The sequence below is a fragment of the Leptotrichia sp. OH3620_COT-345 genome (assembly GCF_003932895.1).
Classification (GTDB): Bacteria; Fusobacteriota; Fusobacteriia; order Fusobacteriales; family Leptotrichiaceae; genus Pseudoleptotrichia.
The window spans coordinates 1-373 of sequence record NZ_RQYW01000145.1 but is presented as its reverse complement, the minus strand read 5'-3'; the positions used below and the strand labels follow the sequence as shown (position 1 = coordinate 373).

The 373-nt window shown below is 32.4% G+C and carries 1 protein-coding gene; it reads right to left on the bottom strand.

Translation table 11 applies throughout. From position 1 onward, the window contains the following. A partial coding sequence (locus tag EII29_RS11650) for a hypothetical protein (protein WP_158612560.1) occupies positions 1-373 on the bottom strand: 373 nt, incomplete at both ends.

Here is a 373-nt window from a genome sequence, read left to right as displayed (position 1 = left end):
TTTACCTTCCTTATTTGATAATCCTCCTATATTTAATGTCGTCTGTCCTAAACTTGCTATTATTCCTTTTACATTATCAAGTCTTTCCCCTTTTAATATTACTCCTGTTGTTTGCTCTTTCTTTTCTTCTTCCTGTTTCTTGTCTTCTTTCTTTTCACTTACTTTCTCTTGTACTTGCCATTTTTCTGCTTCTTCTTTTGTTATGCCGTCTGAAAGGATAAAGCCCTGTCTGTTTAATGTATGTTTTATATCCGTATCTATTTTACCGTTACTTCTTATTACTCCCGTAAGGTTATTAAGTTTTTCACCTATCAGCTTTATACCTTCATTGCCTGATATTTCCCCTCTTATATTACTTGTCTCCTTTATTATT